This window comes from Actinoplanes sp. CA-252034, from assembly GCF_050956125.1.
Classification (GTDB): Bacteria; Actinomycetota; Actinomycetes; order Mycobacteriales; family Micromonosporaceae; genus Actinoplanes.
Genome location: NZ_CP191846.1, coordinates 6,793,015 through 6,808,936, shown reverse-complemented (window position 1 = coordinate 6,808,936; position 15,922 = coordinate 6,793,015). Strand labels below are relative to the sequence as shown.

17 protein-coding genes and 2 pseudogenes are annotated in these 15,922 nt (G+C 69.2%); 16 read left to right on the top strand and 3 right to left on the bottom strand.

Translation table 11 applies throughout. The features are described 5' to 3' along the window. Positions 1 to 11 precede the first annotated feature (11 nt). Complete coding sequence (locus ACQPZW_RS31525) at positions 12 to 1,070, bottom strand: magnesium transporter CorA family protein (protein ID WP_433789665.1); 1,059 nt, start codon at positions 1,068 to 1,070, stop codon at positions 12 to 14. Positions 1,071 to 1,162: 92 nt separating this feature from the next. Here ACQPZW_RS31525 and ACQPZW_RS31520 point away from each other — a divergent pair, with 92 nt between their 5' ends. Both ACQPZW_RS31520 and ACQPZW_RS31515 read left to right on the top strand, forming a co-directional pair. Further along, complete coding sequence (locus ACQPZW_RS31520; protein ID WP_433789664.1) at positions 1,163 to 2,731, top strand: TrkH family potassium uptake protein; 1,569 nt, start codon at positions 1,163 to 1,165, stop codon at positions 2,729 to 2,731. Continuing rightward, a complete protein-coding gene (locus tag ACQPZW_RS31515) occupies positions 2,724 to 3,392 on the top strand; it encodes a potassium channel family protein (RefSeq protein WP_433789663.1) in 669 nt (222 codons plus the stop codon). Before ACQPZW_RS31520 ends, ACQPZW_RS31515 begins: the two co-directional genes overlap by 8 nt. A gap of 76 nt (positions 3,393 to 3,468) precedes the next feature. Here ACQPZW_RS31515 and ACQPZW_RS31510 read toward each other — a convergent pair whose 3' ends face one another. Then, positions 3,469 to 4,401, bottom strand: coding sequence for a DUF389 domain-containing protein (locus ACQPZW_RS31510; RefSeq protein WP_433789662.1), 933 nt, complete (start codon positions 4,399 to 4,401; stop codon positions 3,469 to 3,471). 240 nt (positions 4,402 to 4,641) lie between these two features. Between ACQPZW_RS31510 and ACQPZW_RS31505 the strand changes: the two genes are divergently transcribed. Both ACQPZW_RS31505 and ACQPZW_RS31500 read left to right on the top strand, forming a co-directional pair. Continuing rightward, entirely contained in the window at positions 4,642 to 6,660 is a 2,019-nt protein-coding gene (locus ACQPZW_RS31505) for an amino acid transporter (RefSeq protein ID WP_433789661.1), read from the top strand. 314 nt (positions 6,661 to 6,974) lie between these two features. Continuing rightward, entirely contained in the window at positions 6,975 to 7,280 is a 306-nt protein-coding gene (locus ACQPZW_RS31500; RefSeq protein WP_433789660.1) for a hypothetical protein, read from the top strand. A 3-nt stretch (positions 7,281 to 7,283) separates the two neighbouring features. Here ACQPZW_RS31500 and ACQPZW_RS31495 read toward each other — a convergent pair. Further along, positions 7,284 to 7,560, bottom strand: a pseudogene (locus ACQPZW_RS31495) (winged helix-turn-helix domain-containing protein); the annotation flags it as partial. Between the two features lie 162 nt (positions 7,561 to 7,722). On the opposite strand from ACQPZW_RS31495, the pseudogene ACQPZW_RS31490 reads away from it, so the two are divergent. The 12 genes and pseudogenes from ACQPZW_RS31490 to ACQPZW_RS31435 all read left to right on the top strand — a co-directional run. Further along, a pseudogene (locus ACQPZW_RS31490) lies at positions 7,723 to 7,842 on the top strand (IS701 family transposase); the annotation flags it as partial. A gap of 104 nt (positions 7,843 to 7,946) precedes the next feature. Continuing rightward, on the top strand, positions 7,947 to 8,945 hold the full coding sequence (locus tag ACQPZW_RS31485) for an IS481 family transposase (RefSeq protein WP_433789659.1): 999 nt from the start codon (positions 7,947 to 7,949) through the stop codon (positions 8,943 to 8,945). A gap of 40 nt (positions 8,946 to 8,985) precedes the next feature. Continuing rightward, the gene (locus tag ACQPZW_RS31480; RefSeq protein WP_433789658.1) at positions 8,986 to 9,129 is read left to right on the top strand and encodes a hypothetical protein; all 144 of its coding nucleotides are present in this window, start codon (positions 8,986 to 8,988) and stop codon (positions 9,127 to 9,129) included. Further along, on the top strand, positions 9,126 to 9,398 hold the full coding sequence (locus ACQPZW_RS31475; RefSeq protein ID WP_433789657.1) for a hypothetical protein: 273 nt from the start codon (positions 9,126 to 9,128) through the stop codon (positions 9,396 to 9,398). The genes ACQPZW_RS31480 and ACQPZW_RS31475 overlap by 4 nt, the downstream gene beginning before the upstream one ends. Positions 9,399 to 9,732: 334 nt before the next feature. Next, positions 9,733 to 10,212 carry a MarR family winged helix-turn-helix transcriptional regulator gene (locus tag ACQPZW_RS31470; RefSeq protein WP_433789656.1) on the top strand — a complete coding sequence of 160 codons (480 nt, stop codon included), beginning with the start codon at positions 9,733 to 9,735 and terminating at the stop codon, positions 10,210 to 10,212. Between the two features lie 10 nt (positions 10,213 to 10,222). After that, positions 10,223 to 10,669 (top strand): hypothetical protein, encoded by a 447-nt coding sequence (locus ACQPZW_RS31465; RefSeq protein WP_433789655.1) that lies wholly within the window; start codon positions 10,223 to 10,225, stop codon positions 10,667 to 10,669. 121 nt (positions 10,670 to 10,790) lie between these two features. Beyond that, on the top strand, positions 10,791 to 11,186 hold the full coding sequence (locus tag ACQPZW_RS31460) for a hypothetical protein (RefSeq protein ID WP_203737810.1): 396 nt from the start codon (positions 10,791 to 10,793) through the stop codon (positions 11,184 to 11,186). A gap of 252 nt (positions 11,187 to 11,438) precedes the next feature. Continuing rightward, entirely contained in the window at positions 11,439 to 11,774 is a 336-nt protein-coding gene (locus tag ACQPZW_RS31455) for a hypothetical protein (protein WP_106330476.1), read from the top strand. Continuing rightward, the gene (locus ACQPZW_RS31450) at positions 11,771 to 12,211 is read left to right on the top strand and encodes a MerR family transcriptional regulator (RefSeq protein WP_106330477.1); all 441 of its coding nucleotides are present in this window, start codon (positions 11,771 to 11,773) and stop codon (positions 12,209 to 12,211) included. The genes ACQPZW_RS31455 and ACQPZW_RS31450 overlap by 4 nt, the downstream gene beginning before the upstream one ends. Next, the gene (locus tag ACQPZW_RS31445) at positions 12,195 to 12,461 is read left to right on the top strand and encodes a hypothetical protein (protein WP_106330478.1); all 267 of its coding nucleotides are present in this window, start codon (positions 12,195 to 12,197) and stop codon (positions 12,459 to 12,461) included. Before ACQPZW_RS31450 ends, ACQPZW_RS31445 begins: the two co-directional genes overlap by 17 nt. Before the next feature lie 46 nt (positions 12,462 to 12,507). Beyond that, a complete protein-coding gene (locus ACQPZW_RS31440) occupies positions 12,508 to 12,843 on the top strand; it encodes a YnfA family protein (RefSeq protein WP_106330479.1) in 336 nt (111 codons plus the stop codon). Positions 12,844 to 13,378: 535 nt separating this feature from the next. Further along, entirely contained in the window at positions 13,379 to 15,562 is a 2,184-nt protein-coding gene (locus ACQPZW_RS31435; protein ID WP_433789654.1) for a heavy metal translocating P-type ATPase, read from the top strand. Positions 15,563 to 15,922: the final 360 nt, after the last annotated feature.

Sequence of the window (15,922 nt, the reverse complement as noted above, 5' to 3'; positions counted from 1 at the left end):
CGGGCGGATGTTCACAGCCAGCCACGTCGTTTGAAGGCCCAGTGCAGCGCCATACCCGCCAGGATCATCAGCACCACGGCGAACGGGTAGCCGAACGCCCACTCGAGTTCCGGCATGTGGGTGAAGTTCATCCCGTAGACGGCGGCGACCAGCGACGGCGCGAAGAAGATGGCGGCCCAGGCGGAGATCTTCTTGACCTCCTCGTTCTGGGCGTAACTGGCCACGGTGAGCTCCTGCACCCGGTCGTTCTGGGTCTGGCCCACCACCGTGGACCGCAGGGTGAGCAGGCTCTGGTAGAAGTCGATCACGCCCTGCAGGTATTCGCGTTGCCCGTCGGTGATGCTCCGGAGCCGGGTGAACCGGTCGGCGATGTCGTCGACCGACGCCCGGTGTCCGTCGGGCAGTGCGGACAGCTGAGCCATGTGGGAGTAGAGGGCGCCGCTGAGCGTGGCCATGGTCCGCACCGACAGCAGGCCGTGCCGGGCCCGGAACAGGTCGGTCAGGAACGCCTCCGGCTCGGTGACCTGCCCGCCGGTGACCTGTTGTTCCAGGGCCCAGACGTCGGCGGTGACGAGTTCGACGTACTCCTCCTGGTTGCGGATCAGCGCGGCCACGATGGCGTGCGACAACGCGGCAGGGGTCGCCGGCCGCAGCCGCCCGTTGTCGATGCGTCCGCGCGCCGCGCGGGTCTCGCGTTCGGCTGCCGCGTCGGAAACCGCCGGGTTGTTGGGGCCATGCACGGTGACCAGGTAGTTCGCGCCGATGAATTGGTCGAGTTCCAGGTAGTGGACATGTCCGCGTTCGCCGCGTTCCGGGGCGTGCAGGACCACGAAGACGTGATCGGCGTAGACGTGCATCTTCGGCACCCGGTTGCGTTCCTGGCAGTCCTTGACGGCCAGCCGGTGGAACTTGAACGTCTCGGACAGCAACCGAACGGCATCGTCGTCGCAGTGCGGGATGTCCACCCATACGAAACCGGTCTCGTCGGCGAGGAGACGGTCGAGGTCGGTGACGGTGTGCCGTTCGGCTCCGCCTTCGGTGATCTTGAGGATGTGCACGTCTGCCAGCATGTGCCATCCCGGCCGCCCGCATCCCTTTTGTTGACACTTTATTGACGGCGTCAGCGGACACGCGGGTGCCCGCCTGAAGGATCATGGGCCGGGTGGATTCGACGTGGGGTCAGCTGTTGCTGGGGCTGGCGACGATCGTGGGGTTCTTCGCCGCTGTGGCTGCCGGCGTGGCCCTGTTGATCTGGGCCCCTCTGGTCGGCCCACCGAAGGCTCCGCGATGGGTGACCCAGCAAGGTGGTGCCGCGCTGCGGCGTTGGGTGTGGCGGCTGGCTGTGCAGGCAGGTGAACGCCTGCAGGGTGTACAGCTTCCCGCGCCGGTGGCCCGGTGGGCGGGGCAGGTCGGGCGGCATCCGGCTCGGCTGGTGGTGTTGGGGTTCGCGGTGGCTGTCGTGGTGGGCTGGGGGCTGTTGATGCTCCCGGTGGCCACCGAGGCCGGGCGCGGCGCCGGAGCGGTCACGGCCCTGTTCACCGCGACATCGGCGGTGTGCGTGACCGGGCTGGTCATCGAGGACACCGGCAGCTACTGGTCGGGCTTCGGCGAGGTGATCATCCTGGGGCTGATTCAAATCGGCGGCTTCGGCATCATGACTTTGGCGTCGCTGCTGGGGCTGTTGGTGGCCGGCCGGCTGCGGATGCGGCTGCAGTTGGGTACGCAGACTGAGACGAAGACCATGGGTGTCGGCGATGTCCGGCAGGTGGTGCTCGGTGTGCTGCGGATCAGCCTGGTGGTCGAAGCCGTCGTGGCGGTGGTGCTGACGTGGCGGTTCGCCGAGGGCTACGGCGAGTCGTGGGGCCGGGCCGCCTACCTCGGGCTGTTCCATGCGGTGTCGGCGTTCAACAACGCCGGCTTCGGCCTGTACGCCGACAGCCTGATGAGGTTCGTCGGTGACCCGTTGATCTGCCTGCCGATCTGCGCGGCGATCATCATCGGCGGGATCGGCTTTCCGGTGCTGTTCGAACTGCGCCGCGCTCTGCGTACCCCTCGGAAGTGGTCGCTGCATACCAAGATCACCTTAGGGGTGACCGGGTTTCTGCTCGGTGGTGGCTGGCTGCTGATCACGTGGGCGGAATGGGCGAATACCGCCACGCTGGGTCGGCTTGGATTCGGCGAGAAGTTGCTGGCCGGGTTCACTACCGCGGTGATGCCCCGGACTGCCGGGTTCAACAGTGTTGATCTGGCGCAAATGCACGACGTCACTTTGTTGATCAATGACGTGTTGATGTTCATCGGCGGTGGCAGCGGCGGCACCGCCGGCGGGATCAAGGTCACGACGTTCGCGTTGCTCGGGTTCGTGATCCTCGCGGAGATGCGCGGTGAGCCGAGCGTGCACGCGCTCGGCCGGCGCCTGCCGGCTGCTGTTCAGCGGCAGGCGTTGACCATCGCGCTGCTCAGCGTCGGCCTGGTGATGGCGTCCACGCTGGCGATGCTGGCGTTGACGCCGTTCACGTTGAATCAGGCGTTGTTCGAGGTGACCTCGGCGTTCGCCACCGTGGGTATGACCACCGGCATCACCGCACAGGTCGGCACCGCCGGGCATGTCATCCTCATCGCGTTGATGTTCATCGGCCGGCTCGGCCCGATCACCGCCGGGGCGGCCCTCGCTCTGCGGGAACGGACCCGGCGGTACGAACTACCCGAGGAGCGAACCATCGTTGGCTAAGAAACCGGCTACCCACGACCGCATCGCCGTGCTCGGCCTGGGCCGTTTCGGTGGTTCCCTCGCCCTCGAACTCATACGCCAGGGCTGGGAGGTCATCGGCATCGACGCCGACCCCCGCAATGTGCAGACGTTCTCCGACGAGCTCACCCACGCCGCGGTCGCCGACACCACCGATGAGGAGGCCCTACGGCAACTCGGCGTGCACGAGCTGACCAATGTCGTGGTCGGGATCGGCACGGACATCCAGGCCAGCATCATGACCACGTCGCTGCTGACCGACCTGGGTGTGCCGCACATCCTGGCCAAGGCCATCAGCCGACAACACGCGACCATCCTGCGGCGCGTCGGCGCTCACCATGTGGTTTTGCCCGAGCACGAGATGGGTGAACGCGTCGCGCACCTGGTAACCGGCGAGATCCTGAACTTCATACAGTTCGACGACGACTACGTGCTCGTCAAGACTCTCGCACCAGCCGTGAGCACCGATCGGACGCTGGCCGAGGCTGAGCTGCGCAGTAACTACGGCGTTACCGTCGTGTCGATCAAACGGCCGGGTGAGCCGTTCACCTACACGACGGCCGATACCAGGGTCTATGCCGGTGACGTGCTCATCGTGGCCGGCGACCCGCGCAGCGTTCAGGCGTTTGCGAGCCTCACCTGACCGCATCTTCGTCGCTGCGGGTGAGGCAGCATCCGAGACGTCAGGTCGGCCGGAACGGCTCCGCTGCCCCGAGTGATCACTTCGCGATTCGGGGCGGCCGTCGCCAAGCGACCTGCTGTACCAGGAGGGTGAGGACACCGCCGATCACGATGGAGGCGAGGTTGATCGCCAGTTGCACAGCCGACCCGGACGCCTCATAACCCACCCCGTAGGCCAGGGCCACAGCGGCGTTGGCGGCGGCGGGCACCGTGGTCACCGAGATCAGGACACCGACGAGGGTGCCCGCCTTGGCGGAGGTCAGCGACAGCATGCCGGCAATGCCACCCAGGAACCCGATCACCCAGGACAGCGCATCGGGCCGCCAGATGAAGTCGGTCAGAGGGCGCGGCTCCAGCAACATCGCCTTATCGACCAGGCCGGCGGCGGTAAGCAGCCACACCGCGGCCACGGTGACGATCATGCCGACCGGGAAGCCGACCGCCAGCGCCACCACGGAGCGACGGACCAGAGCGAACCTGCGCTTCACAAGCCCGACGCACAGCGCCGCGAGCGGACCGAACTCCGGGCCGACCACCATCGACCCCACGATGAGGATCGGTTGATCCAGCAGCACCCCGACCGCGGCGATAACCGTCGCCACGCTCATGAACGTCAGAAACGACGCCGACAGGGCGCTCTCGTCGCCGGTCTGCTGCTCGATCTCGTGCCACACCACCGCATCCACACCCAGTCCGGGCATGCGGCGGGCGGCCCGATCGGCGGAAGCGGACCACGCGGCGTCCACGTTCTCCACGATGATGGCCCCGTCGCGGTCCACCCCCAGCCCACGCAGGCCATCGAGCACATGACTGGCGCCCTCGCGGACAACGTCGAACTCCACCACGTCACCCGCGGGAGACTTCGCCGCTCCGGGCAACACCATCAGATGGGCGATCGCTGCGTCATCGGCCAACAGCTGCTGCACCTGTGCGCTCACCGGCTGCGGCGCAATGACCCGGACATGCAGCATGGACGCCCCTTCACGATCCTCACGACCGGGGAAGTCTATGGCCGCACCGGCCCAGCCACCGTCTTCGCCCCACCCTCAACCCACTGGACCACGATGAACCATTCCGGAGCCGAACACAGGCGTGTGCTTGCCGCAGCGCTCTCGGGGGGAAGCATGATCCCCGCAGAAGGCTCGGTGGACCGGCAGTCGTAGCGTGACCGAGGCGGTACGGCATCGTGCAACCAGTACGGGAAGTGAGCTATGGAGACCAGCGATCAGGCAGAGGCGCCCGACAAGGAGCCCGCAGAACCCGCGTACGTGTTACCCGCGGTCGTGGATGCACCCGCCAAGCGGGAGCACCGCAGCGGAACTCTGCCGACGTGGCTGCTCAAGCACCAGGTCCAGCCGGTCGGCCCGGCCGCCGGTGAAGGACACGCCGAACAGCACGCATGGTGGAAGGTCATGTGCCTGACCGGCGTCGACTACTTCTCCAGCCTCGCCTACGTGCCCGCGATCGCCGCCGCCGCGGCCGGCGCGGTGTCACCGTTGGCCACGCTGCTGATTGTGGCGCTGACCCTGCTCGGGATGCTGCCGATGTACCGGCGCGTCGCCAAGGAGAGCCCGCACGGAGCCGGGTCGGTGGCCATGCTCGAACGGCTGCTCCCGTTCTGGCGCGGCAAGGTCTTCGTGCTCGTCCTGCTCGGCTTCGTCGCCACCAGCTGGATCATCACGATCACCCTGTCGGCCGCCGACGCGAGCCTGCACGTGCTGGAGAACCCGCACGCCCCGCACTTCCTGCACGGCCACGCCGTCACGCTCACCGTCGTCCTGCTCCTGCTGCTGGGCGGGGTGTTCCTGCTCGGCTTCAGCGAGGCCGTCAATGTCGCCATCCCCCTGGTGGCGGTGTTCCTCGGCCTGAACGCCGTCATCATCGCCGTCGGCATCGCCGAGATCATCACCACGCCCGCCGCATGGTCGGCGTGGACCACGGCGCTCACCGCCGGTGGCGGTGGCTTCGGCGACCTGATCGTGCCCGCCCTACTGGCGTTCCCCATGCTGGTGCTGGGCCTGTCCGGCTTCGAGACCGGTGTCAGCATGATGCCCCTGGTCGCCGCCACCGGCGCCGACGAGGCTCAGCGGTTGCGTTCGCGGATTCACAACACCCGCAAGTTGCTCACCGGCGCCGCGCTCATCATGAGCGTCTACCTGCTGGCCAGCAGTCTCGTCACCACCGTGCTGATCCCCGCCGACGAGTTCGCCGAAGGTGGCGCCGCCAACGGCCGGGCCCTGGCATGGCTGGCCCACGAGCAGCTGGGTGAGGTGTTCGGCACCGTCTACGACATCAGCACCGTACTGATCCTGTGGTTCGCCGGGGCGTCCGCGATGGCGGGCCTGGTCAACATCGTGCCCCGTTACCTTCCCGGCTACGGCATGGCGCCGGAATGGGGCCGGGCGGTCCGCCCGGTCGTGATCGTCTACACGATCATCAGCGTCGCCATCACCATCGCGTTCGACGCCGACGTCGATGCCCAGGCCGGTGCCTACGCCACCGGCATCCTCGCGATGATGGTCTCCGGCGCGTTCGCTGTCACCGTCGCGGTGTTCCGGGCCAAACAGCGTCTCGCCGGTGCCGGGTTCGGGCTGCTCACCGCGATCCTCGTCTATGCGCTGGTCGAGAACGTCATCGACAAGCCCGACGGCATCACCATCTCGGCGATGTTCATCGCCGGTATCGTCATCCTCTCGCTGATCTCCCGGGTGTCACGCACCACCGAGCTACGCGCCGAGCACATCGAGTTCGACGACAACGCCCGCCGGTTCATCACCGACACCCTCGCCCACGATGGCCGGATCAACCTCATCGCCAACCGCCGGCAGGCCGGGGACGCCGCCGAGTACGCCGGCAAGGAACGCGAGCAACGCGGCGACAACCCGGTCCCCGGCAGCGCCGACGTCCTTTTCCTAGAGATCGACGTCGTCGACCCGTCCGCGTTCAGCGACGTTCTCACTGTTCGCGGCGTAGAGGTCGACGGCCACCGGGTGCTGCGTGCCGCGGCGCCGGCCGCGCCGAACGCCATCGCCGCGATCCTGCTCGCGCTGCGGGACAGCACCGGCGTACGGCCGCACTGCTACTTCGCCTGGGCTGAAGGCAGCCCGCTGGTCCACATGGTCCGCTACTTCCTGCTCGGGCGCGGCGACACCGCCCCCGTCGCCCGCGAGATCATCCGCGAGCACGAGGCCGACCCGGACCGCCGTCCCGGCATCCACGTCGGCGCGTAGTTCCCGGCGGGGTGAGGCCCGAGGGCGGAGGATCGGGCCCAGCCGGTCGGGGTTTCGTCTGCGTCTGCTCAGCCGCGGCAGGGTTGCCCGGCCGGGCTTGGTCGGTGTCGTCCGGCCCACGCTGTGCTGGTGCGGTCAGCGTGCAGTAGTCCAGCCCTCCGCCGAGCTCGCGTACCGCCCACCGGTGAGGTGGTCAGGACTCCGTCTGCCGGGCGGTGGCGGTGTAGTTGCCGTGGTTGTCGAAGAGCACGGCGAGGGTGTCCAGGTAGGGTTTGGCGCCGCCGCGGGCCGTGGCAAGTGGGCCGAGCACGGTGGTGACCAGGTCGATTGATGGCGTCGCGGGCACGCAGCAGCACGAGGAAGACGAGCAGGTCGGCGGCGTTGAGTACGGGTGTGGTGAACCGGAGCCGTTCGGCGTGTTCGAGGGTGTTGCGGGCTTCGTCGAGGAAGGCGGCCAGATCTTGCAGCCCGGGGTGGGTGCGGCCGACGGCGATCTGCCGCTGGCCGGCGCCGATTTCGGACAGAGCCGGTGTGCCAGTTCGGCGGTGATGCCGCGAAGGTCGTCGACGCTGATGCAGACGCTCGGTGTCGAGTCGACGTCCGTATCGACGGCACCGTAATGATCATGGCCGGAATCGGTATCCCATGCCGGGTTCGGTGATCAGGTGCCGCGGGTGTGCCGGGTCGGCTTCGAGTTTGCGGCGCAGCCGTGCCATGTACTGGCGTAGGTAGTTGGTCTCGGTGGCGTACTGCGGCCCCCCACACGTGGGCGAGCAGCGCCTGCTGGGTGAGGAGCTTCCCGGGATGGCGCAGCAGGTGTTCCAACAGTCGCCATTCGGTCGGGCTGAGCCGGACGTCGGTGTCGCCGTCGGTGATGGCGCTTTCGGCGAGGTCGACGGTGTACAGCGCCGCGTTCGTTGATCGGCGGCGTCTACCGGTTCACAGCGGTGGGGCTCAACTCCTCCGCTGTGAGCACGCAAGGCAACGGGACTGCACCGTTCTTAGTACTGCAACGGCACTCAGCGGGCGATACGTATCGATGATCGGCTCGTTGAGCCGTTCGTGACGGCGATCGAGGTTGATCAGTGGTCGGGTGAGCTGGACCGGTTGCATGCCCGGTTCGCGGATCGTTTTACCAGGTCGGAGCCCCGGCGGCGGGCGGGGACGTTGGTCGAGGGAGTGTGACCACTCGATCTGACGATCATGGCCTCGTTTTGTGAACGATGAAGGCCTCCAGCGATGCAGTGGAGTTGTCGAGAAACCACTGACCAGCACCGGAGGCCTTCATGTCCCACGCTAACGCTGCGTTGACCCCGCGGGCGCGATTGCGACTGGCGCGTCTGATCGTGGATGGCGGCTGGTCACCCGCACGAGCGGCCGAACGCTACGACGTGTCCTGGCGCACCGCGAACAAATGGGCCGACCGCTACCGCGCCGAGGGCGAAGCGGGTATGACTGACCGTTCGTCACGCCCGCACCGGCAACCGAACCTGACGCCGGCCCCGCTCGTCCGCAAAATCGTGCACCTGCGCCGGAAACGACGCTGGGGACCGGTGCCGATCGCCGACCAGCTCGGTCTGGCCGCGTCCACCGTGCATGCCGTGCTCACCCGGCAACGAGCGAACCGGCTCTCGCACCTCGACCGCACCACCGGGGAACCGATCCGCCGCTACGAACACCTCGCACCCGGCGACATGCTGCACGTCGACGTCAAGAAGCTCGGCAACGTGCCCGACGGCGGCGGCTGGCGCTACGTGGGCCGCCCGGCCGGTGACCGCAACCGCCGGGCCACCGCCCGGCGCACCGGCCGCCGCCGCGGCGACCACGAACCGGCCATCGGCACCGCCTACGTCCACACCGTCATCGACGACCACTCCCGCGTCGCCTACGCCGAAATCCACGACGACGAAACCGCCATCACCGCCACCGCAGTGCTCCGCCGCGCCGTCGCCTGGTACGCCGAACGCGGCGTCACGACCCAACGCGTGCTGTCCGACAACGGCTCGGCCTGCAAATCCCACCTCTGGCGAGACACCTGCGCCGACCTCGGCATCACGGTGAAGAAGACCCGCCCCTACCGGCCACAGACCAACGGCAAGATCGAACGCTTTCACCGCACCCTCGCCGACGGCTGGGCCTTCGCCAAGCTCTACACCTCGGAGAAGGCCCGCCGCGCGGCCCTGCCCGCCTTCCTGCACGACTACAACCACCACCAACCGCACACCGCCATCGGCAAACTGGCACCCATCACCCGGTTGAACAACCTGGCTGGACATCACAGCTAACACGCTGCTGTTCGCGGCGTTCCTGCTGACCTGCCCGCTGATGATGATCTTCATGATGGGCGGCATGCGCGGCGGGCACGGTACCGGCCAGAACGCCCATGCCCTTGACCAGGCAGACGCTCACGCCCCCGACAGCGTCACCGGCGGCAGCCCGCCCGTGCAGGACCAGAGGAGATCGCGATGATGTACAACGGCTACGGCATGGGCGGCTGGGGCATGATCCTCATGACCGTGAGCAGTGTGCTGTTCTGGGCGGCGGTGATCGCCGGCGTCGTCGCCGTGGTCCGCTACACCGGACGCGACGCGCAGCGCAATCAGCCCGTCATGCACGGACCGACACCGCAGCAGACGCTCGCCGCGCGGTTCGCCCGCGGCGACATCGACGACGAGCAGTACAACCGCGACCTGCAGGTGCTCAGCGCGACGGCACCGCCATACGGCCACGGCGACTGACACGAACACCGCCGTGTTCCTGCCGCTTGCCACCGGCTTCTTCCACTCGCGTGCCGGCTGCGGCCGGCACGGCGATCAGCCCGTACACCGCGTTGCCGGGTGACGCTGTCCACCGAGACGTGCGGCATCGCGCTCACCGGCCACCCGGCCGCGTACGCCTTCGGGCTGACGCCACGGGTCTGGCCGATGCTGCACGCTCCTGGCCGTCACCGCCGCGCCGGGGGAGCAGCGCAGGGCCCGCGGATCCCAGCGCGGGTGGGTAACCGCTGCCCGGCTCGCTTCGCACCACCACAGATGGTTGTATCGTCGAACTTGTTAGTTGTATCGTCGAACCATGTTGGATGATGAGCTCGATCAGGCTGTTGCCCTGCAGGGGCGGATCACCGCGTTCGTGCGGGCCTTCGGGTTGCATCAGCCGGACCGCACCCCGTGCGGGACGCCGGTGCCGAGCTCCGAAGCGCACGCGGTGGGCGAACTGGATCGGGACGGCCCATTGACGCAGACCGCGCTGGGTGAGCGGTTGCGGTTGGAGAAGAGCACCGTCAGCCGCATCGTCTCCCAGCTGACCAGCCGGGGCTGGGTCTGCCGGGCCAACCGTGATGGTGACGGGCGGCTGGTGTGGCTGGAGCTGACCCCGGACGGCCGCCGCGCTGCCGGTGAGCTGGCGGTTGCTCGTGCGGCGAGGTTCGCCGACCTGCTGCGCAACATTCCCGCCGAGCAACGCCCGGCGGTCATCGAGGCGTTGACAACCCTGGTCGACGCCGCCGATGGGCAGCCGCCCCCGGCCGAGGTGCGCGCAGCGGCACGTGACTGAGGCTCACGCCGTGTCTGCCGACGGTGCGGCGCGGCTGCGTCGCGAGGTGGCTGCATTCTTCGATCCGGCGCGGTGGCGCAGCCCCATGTCCGGCTTCGAGCACAGCGGATACGCCCTGGTCGAACAGGTCCGATCCTGGCAGCCGCGGTTCGTGGTCGACGTCGGATGCGGCACCAACCCGTTCAAGGGCAAGATCGGCAACCTGATCGGGATCGACCTGGTCAACCCGGCCGCCGACCTGGTCTGCGACCTGCTCGACGCACCCATCCGTCCCGGATCGGTCGACGTGGTCCTCGCCTTGGGCTGCATCAACTTCGGCGGTCAGCAGGTCATCGAGCAGCAGTTGCGGCACGTCGCCTCCTGGCTCACACCGCAGGGGCGCCTCGTCATGCGCGCCAACCCGGGCCTGCCCACCGGTCCAGGTTCGCCTGGTCGCAGGCGAACCTGGACCGGATAGACGCTGTCGCCGGGCTGTACCGCGACGGACCGGTGCGCTACGACACGTACCGCAACCCTCGCGGTGTGCCGGAGCCCCGTCTGGTGTGGCACTACCGGCCCCGCCCTGAGGCGGGGTCGCGGTGACCGCCTCGTCGCCCGGCGCCACGCAGAACACGCCGCGCCGTCGCACCGGCCGGTGGAGCGTCGGTGCGGTCCTCGGTGCGGCGATGGGCCTCGCCCCGCACCTGCTGCACCACATCGGACTGTTCGCCGGCACGGCACTGCTGGCGGGGCTCGGTGGCACCGTGCTGTTCGCCGTCCTCGGGCTGGCCATGATGACACCGATGCTGCTGCGACTGCGCCGCCGGTTCGGCACCTGGTGGGCGCCCGGTATCGCGGTGCTGCTGTTCGCCGCCATGTTCGCCGGGTCGGCCCTGGTGATCGGTCCCGCACTGCGCGGCGCCGTGAACGACACGCCGCAGCCCGGCCCCTCCCACTCGACCCCCGCCGGGGAACACACCGGGCACCACAGCTGACAGCTCGCCCAGCGCCCAGCGCGCCGTTCGGCGCATGCTCAGCCTGCGGAGATCATCCCTGGAAATATGTGCGAGGGCCGGAGTCGGGCCACACCGGCGGCTTCGACAGCGCCTGCTCGGGCCGCCCGTGGTGCCCGTCAGAGGAAGAGGCACCGCCCGCCGCGACTGGCCTGCGGGCCCGCCGGCGTTCGTGGATCGGCGCAGCGTCTCGGGGTTGCATCCGGTACGTGGGTACAGGCTTACCGTCGTGTCATGACCACCGCGCACGAGCAAGCGTGGGTGCCCGAGGCGTGCACCCTGCCCACCGTCGAACGGCCGCTGCGGCTGGCCGAGTTCGACCGACTGTTCGCCACTGCGTTGCGCCGCCAGCAGCGACTGTCGGCCACCAAGCTGCGCTGGAATCTCGATCCGGTATGTGAGGCGACAGTGCGAGACCTGACCGCGCGGGAGAGCACCTGCTGTTCGTTCTTCACCTTCGTCTTCGAGCCGACAGACACCGCGTTGCACCTCGACGTCGAGGTGCCGCACGCGCATGTCGAGGTCCTGGACGCGTTGCAGCGGCGGGCAGCCGAACGGATGCCGTCGTGACCGGGCTGCGCAGCAGCCAGGTCGCCGCCGCGGCCGGCGTCAATCTGCAGACCCTGCGCTACTACGAACGCCGGGGCCTGCTGGCTGAACCCGATCGCAGCCTCGGCGGTCACCGGCTCTACCCGGCCGAGGCGGTCACCGTGCTGAAAGTGATCAAAGCGGCGCAGCGGCTCGGGTTCACCCTCGACGAGGTCGCCGACCTGCTCGCCACCGGCGGACACCGGCACGGACGTCCCGACGCCGGCCTGCAGGAGCGGGCGAAGACCAAGCTCATCGAGGTGGAGGCGAAGATCGCCGACCTGCAGGTGATCGCCTCGACGTTGCGCGCCGCCGTGGCCGCCGGCTGCGATGACCTGGTCACCTGCGCCGGTCAGCAATGCTGTCCCATCCCGTTCGCCACCATCGCGGTAGGAGCACCCGATGCCGATCCTCGCTGACCGTGTTCGCCGCCTGCTGCCGTCGGGGCTGACCAGCCTGGCCGGCATCGCCTGCGCTGCGTGCTGCATCATCCCGCTGCTGCTCGGCGCCGGGGTGTTGTCCGGTGTCGGCTGGGTCGCCGCCGGTTCCTGGATGCCCGGAATCACCGTCGTGCTGGCGGCGACCGCAGCCGGCACCTGGTGGTGGATGTCGCGACGCCGGCATCGCACCGGATGCGCCGGCGCCGACTGCGCCTGCGGCACCCGGTGACCTCGGTAACCACACCTGTAGAGCACCGGCCGGTAGGTTGCCGGGCATGATCGTCCGTTCGCTGCTGCTGTTCCTGCTCGCCGCGTTCGCGGAGATCGGCGGCGCGTGGCTGATCTGGCAGGGCTGGCGCGAGAATCGTGGCCTGTGGTGGATTGCCGCCGGTGTCATCGCCCTGGGCGCCTACGGGTTCGTCGCCACCCTGCAACCCGACGCGAACTTCGGCCGGATCCTCGCCGCCTACGGTGGGATCTTCGTCGCCGGATCTCTGGCTTGGGGCATGGTGGTCGACAAGTTCCGCCCCGACCGGTGGGACCTCATCGGCGCCGCGATCTGCCTCATCGGCGTCGCCGTGATCATGTATGCGCCCCGGGAAGTTTCCTGAGCAGGTCTTGATCCGCCATGGTGAGATCCATCCTCAATCAGGCCTGTCGACGGCTCGGCATTCCTTGGCCGGGCGGTGGGAGTATCGGCTGGTCTGGAGGGAGCCGCGGCGATGCTGCGGATGCCGAAGGTCGGGGGAGTCGCGGTGATCCGCCGGGACTCTCGGGTGGGTGAATGAGGCCGGAGGCTCGCGTTTCGGTACGGCGTCAGCCAGACAACACTCAACGCGGGCGACGGCAGACCTGCCCACCGTCGCAGCTCCCCGTCAACGAACGCCTCGGCTGGCCGTGACGATTCTCCGACGTTCCAATCCGTCGCCCCTTGTGATGCCGCATGCGAACGGCCCCGCGCGGTGGCCGCCGAACATACCCGGCCAGTGACATCCCCGGCAGCCGGCGACGATGACCGGATCCGGCCGGCCGGGGACAGGCCAGGGCGTCGGTGAAGACGTTCCGGCGGTGTGACATCGGCGGCCATCACCACCCTTGCCATATACCCCCTAGGGGTATACCTTTCGGGTATTGGAGGTGGTCGACATGCCGACCCACGACGAGTACGACAACACCCATCCTCACGGCCACGAGCGCCACCCGGTCGCCGTCGCCCCCGACCACGCCGGCTCACACGACAACGTCCATCAGGCCACCGCCGGCCACGACCACCACGCCCGCGGACCCAGCGCCGGACCTCATGACGGCCATGGGCACGAAGGCCACGACAAGCACGCCGGCCACGACCCGGAGGTCTTCCGCCGCAAGTTCTGGCTCAGCCTCGCACTGACGGTCCCGATCGTCGTGACCAGCCACATGATCATGGACTGGTTCGGCTACACCCTCGACTTCCCCGGCATGTCCTGGATCGGCCCCGTCCTCGGCACCGCGGTGTTCCTCTACGGCGGCTGGCCGTTCCTGGCCGGCGCGGTCAGCGAGATCCGGGACCGGGCGCCCGGCATGATGCTGCTGATCTCGATGGCGATCACGGTCGCGTACACGGCGTCGCTGGCCACCAGCCTCGGCCTGTTCGACCTGGACTTCTGGTGGGAACTGGCGGCGCTGGTGACCATCATGCTGCTCGGGCACTGGCAGGAGATGAAAGCGATCGGCCAAGCCCAAGGCGCGCTGGCGGCGCTGGCCGCGTTGCTGCCCGACGACGCCGAACGCCTCATAAGCACCGGCGGTGTCGAGCGGGTACCGGTCGCCGACCTGACCGTCGGGGACACCGTGCTGGTGCGTTCCGGCGCCCGGGTGCCGGCGGACGGCCGGATCGTCGACGGCGCGGCCGAACTCGACGAGTCGATGATCACCGGAGAGTCGAGGCCGGTGCCGCGCGGCGCAGGCGACCGGGTGGTCGCCGGGACGGTCGCGACCGACTCGGCGATCCGCGTCGAGGTCGAGGCAGTGGGGGAGAACACCGCTCTGGCGGGTATCGGCCGGCTGGTCGCGCAGGCCCAGGCCGCCGGTGGCCGGGCGCAGGTGCTGGCCGACCGGTTCGCGGCGATGCTGTTCTACATCGCCTCCGCGGCCGCGGTGGTGACGTTCCTGGCGTGGTGGCTGCTCGGCGATCTGGACCAGGCAGTGGTCCGGACGGTGACGGTGCTGGTGATCGCGTGCCCGCACGCGCTCGGCCTGGCGATCCCGCTGGTCATCGCACTGTCGACGGCGTTGTCGGCCAAGGCCGGCATCCTGGTCAAGGACCGGCTGGCCCTGGAGCGGATGCGCACCGTCGACACGGTGCTGTTCGACAAGACCGGCACCCTGACCAAGGGCGTGCACACCGTCACCGGCATCGCCGCCACCGACGGGTTCACCGACGACGAGGTGCTGCGTATCGCCGGCGCGGTCGAGGCCGACAGCGAACACCCGCTCGCCCGGGCACTGACCGCGGTCGCCCACGAACGAGGCCTGCACACCGACGCGACCGGGTTTCGGTCGCTGACCGGCCGCGGCGTCCAGGCGGTCGTCGACGCGCACACCTACGCCGTCGGCGGACCGGCCCTGCTGCGCGAACTCGGCGCCACCGTGCCCGCCGGCCTGCACGAGACGGCCGGGCAGTGGTCGGCGCGCGGCGCGGCGGTGCTGCACCTGCTGCGCCTGAGCGACAGCGGCACACCGGAGGTGATCGGCGCGTTCGCGTTGGAGGACGAGGTACGCCCGGAGGCCCGGCAGGCCATCGAGCAGCTGCGCCGCGCCGGCATCGGCAAGATCGTGATGATCACCGGGGACGCCCGGCCGGTGGCCGAAGCCGTCGCCGCTGACCTCGGCTTCCGGGCCGGCGTCGACGAGGTGTTCGCCGAGGTGCTGCCGGCCGACAAGGACCGCACGGTCGCCGAACTGCAGGCCCGCGGCCTGCGGGTGGCGATGGTCGGTGACGGCGTCAACGACGCCCCGGCGCTGGCACGTGCCGACGTCGGCCTGGCGATCGGAGCGGGTACGGACGTGGCGATCGAGTCCGCGGGCGTCGTGCTGGCCTCCTCCGACCCGCGGGCGGTGACCGGCGTGATCCGGCTGTCGAAGGCCTCGTACCGCAAGATGGTCCAGAACCTGGCGTGGGCGGCTGGCTACAACATCGTCGCCATCCCGCTGGCCGCCGGGGTGCTGGCCTGGGCCGGGATCACGTTGAGCCCGGCGATCGGCGCGGTGCTGATGAGCGCCTCGACGATCGTCGTCGCGGTGAACGCCCAACTGCTGCGCCGGGTGAACCTGGCCCCGCAACAGCAGTGACCACCGGCCCGGCCGCACCGTGCCGGCGTGGGTGGCCCCGGCAGCGATACTGCCGGGGCACCCTTTGCCTACCCTCCCGCGCGGCAACCTGGAGGACTTCGCACCGCGACTGCTCCCAGCGACCGCGAAGCCCGGCGGGCATGGATGCCGATCTGGCGACCGTCGGCTTGGTCGGAAGGTGGGTTGTCAGGGTGTCGGGTTCTCCAGCGGCGGTGTACCTGCTGAGCGCGGCTGCGGTGCTCGGCCTGGCGGTCGCAGCCGGCCCAGCCGATGTCGCCAGCATGCTCGAGTCAGTGGTACCGCCCGCCTCGGCGACGACGGCCGCGCGGCCGACGCCACCGGCCGGGAAGTCGTTCGTCA